Raw genomic sequence first — 3,104 nt, 5'->3', positions numbered from 1 at the left:
TTTATACATTCAAAACTAGATAGTAAGTAAATTTCAATTCGACCAATCAAAACTTGAAATTTGATTAAGTCTTCGATCGATTAGTATTCGTCAGCTCCACATATCGCTATGCTTCCACCCCGAACCTATTAACCTCATCATCTTTGAGGGATCTTATAACCGAAGTTGGGAAATCTCATCTTGAGGGGGGCTTCATGCTTAGATGCTTTCAGCACTTATCCCGTCCATACATAGCTACCCAGCTATGCCGTTGGCACGACAACTGGTACACCAGAGGTATGTCCATCCCGGTCCTCTCGTACTAAGGACAGCTCCTCTCAAATTTCCTACGCCCACGACGGATAGGGACCGAACTGTCTCACGACGTTCTGAACCCAGCTCGCGTACCGCTTTAATGGGCGAACAGCCCAACCCTTGGGACCGACTACAGCCCCAGGATGCGATGAGCCGACATCGAGGTGCCAAACCTCCCCGTCGATGTGAACTCTTGGGGGAGATAAGCCTGTTATCCCCGGGGTAGCTTTTATCCGTTGAGCGATGGCCCTTCCATGCGGAACCACCGGATCACTAAGTCCGTCTTTCGACCCTGCTCGACTTGTAGGTCTCGCAGTCAAGCTCCCTTATGCCTTTACACTCTATGAATGATTTCCAACCATTCTGAGGGAACCTTTGAGCGCCTCCGTTACACTTTAGGAGGCGACCGCCCCAGTCAAACTGCCCGCCTGACACTGTCTCCCGCCATGATCAATGGCGCGGGTTAGAAATCCAACACAGCTAGGGTAGTATCCCACCAGCGCCTCCACGTAAGCTGGCGCTCACGCTTCTAAGGCTCCTACCTATCCTGTACAAGCTGTGCCGAATTTCAATATCAGGCTACAGTAAAGCTCCACGGGGTCTTTCCGTCCTGTCGCGGGTAACCTGCATCTTCACAGGTACTATGATTTCACCGAGTCTCTCGTTGAGACAGTGCCCAAATCGTTACGCCTTTCGTGCGGGTCGGAACTTACCCGACAAGGAATTTCGCTACCTTAGGACCGTTATAGTTACGGCCGCCGTTTACTGGGGCTTCGATTCGTAGCTTCGCAGAAGCTAACCACTCCTCTTAACCTTCCAGCACCGGGCAGGCGTCAGCCCCTATACATCACCTTACGGTTTAGCAGAGACCTGTGTTTTTGATAAACAGTCGCTTGGGCCTATTCACTGCGGCTCTTCAGAGCGTGAACCCTAAAGAGCACCCCTTCTCCCGAAGTTACGGGGTCATTTTGCCGAGTTCCTTAACGAGAGTTCTCTCGCTCACCTTAGAATTCTCATCTTGACTACCTGTGTCGGTTTGCGGTACGGGCACCAGTTATCTAGCTAGAGGCTTTTCTCGACAGTGTGAAATCAACGACTCGAGGAAAACATGTTTCCTCTCCCCATCACAGCTCAACCTTGAGAATGGCGGATTTGCCTACCATTCAGTCTCACTGCTTAGACGTGCACTCCAACAGCACGCTTCGCCTATCCTACTGTGTCCCCCCATCGCTTAAAACGATAAATGGTGGTACAGGAATATCAACCTGTTATCCATCGTCTACGCCTGTCGGCCTCGACTTAGGACCCGACTAACCCAGAGCGGACGAGCCTTCCTCTGGAAACCTTAGTCAATCGGTGGATGGGATTCTCACCCATCTTTCGCTACTCACACCGGCATTCTCACTTCTAAGCGCTCCACATGTCCTTGCGATCATGCTTCGACGCACTTAGAACGCTCTCCTACCATTGTCCTACGGACAATCCACAGCTTCGGTAATATGTTTAGCCCCGGTACATTTTCGGCGCAGTGTCACTCGACTAGTGAGCTATTACGCACTCTTTAAATGATGGCTGCTTCTAAGCCAACATCCTAGTTGTCTGGGCAATACCACATCCTTTGCCACTTAACATATATTTTGGGACCTTAGCTGGTGGTCTGGGCTGTTTCCCTTTCGAACATGGACCTTATCACCCACGTTCTGACTCCCAAGTTAAATTGATTGGCATTCGGAGTTTGTCTGAATTCGGTAACCCGAGAGGGGCCCCTCGTCCAAACAGTGCTCTACCTCCAACAATCATCACTTGAGGCTAGCCCTAAAGCTATTTCGGAGAGAACCAGCTATCTCCAGGTTCGATTGGAATTTCTCCGCTACCCTCAGTTCATCCGCTCACTTTTCAACGTAAGTCGGTTCGGTCCTCCATTCAGTGTTACCTGAACTTCAACCTGACCAAGGGTAGATCACCTGGTTTCGGGTCTACGACCAAATACTCAACGCCCTGTTCAGACTCGCTTTCGCTGCGGCTCCGCATTTGCTGCTTAACCTTGCATCAGATCGTAACTCGCCGGTTCATTCTACAAAAGGCACGCCATCACCCATTAACGGGCTCTGACTACTTGTAAGCACACGGTTTCAAGTTCTCTTTCACTCCCCTTCCGGGGTACTTTTCACCTTTCCCTCACGGTACTGGTTCACTATCGGTCACTAGAGAGTATTTAGCCTTGGGAGATGGTCCTCCCGGATTCCGACGGAATTCCACGTGCTCCGTCGTACTCAGGATCCACTCAAGAGAGAATAAACTTTCGACTACAGGACTTTTACCTTCTCTGGTTCAACTTTCCAGGTGATTCGTCTAATTTATTCCTTTGTAACTCCGTATAGAGTGTCCTACAACCCCAATGAGCAAGCTCATTGGTTTGGGCTCTTCCCGTTTCGCTCGCCGCTACTCAGGGAATCGATTTTTCTTTCTCTTCCTGCGGGTACTAAGATGTTTCAGTTCTCCGCGTCTGCCTTCGGACATGCTATGTATTCACATGTCGATAACACAACATAACTTGTGCTGGGTTCCCCCATTCGGAAATCTCTGGATCAACGCTTACTTACAGCTACCCAAAGCATATCGTCGTTAGTAACGTCCTTCATCGGCTTCTAGTGCCAAGGCATCCACCGTGCGCCCTTAATAACTTAATCACGTTATTAATATTGTGAGTAATCGTTTGCCGTCGGCAATTGATTACTAGCGATTCATTTAAATGAATAAAGCTTTTAAAACTCTAATTCACTCGGTTTTGCTTGGTAAAATCTATTTTT

General features: G+C 49.2%; 1 rRNA gene. It reads right to left on the bottom strand.

Going from position 1 to position 3,104, the window contains the following annotated elements:
• Positions 1-60: 60 nt before the first annotated feature.
• Positions 61-2,984, bottom strand: a 23S ribosomal RNA gene (locus HMPREF2603_RS05310).
• Positions 2,985-3,104: the final 120 nt, after the last annotated feature.

This window comes from Staphylococcus sp. HMSC055C03, assembly GCF_001809385.1.
GTDB classification, from domain to species: Bacteria; Bacillota; Bacilli; order Staphylococcales; family Staphylococcaceae; genus Staphylococcus; species Staphylococcus simulans.
The sequence above is the reverse complement of the archived record's forward strand: the minus strand, read 5'-3'. Positions and strand labels throughout refer to the sequence as shown.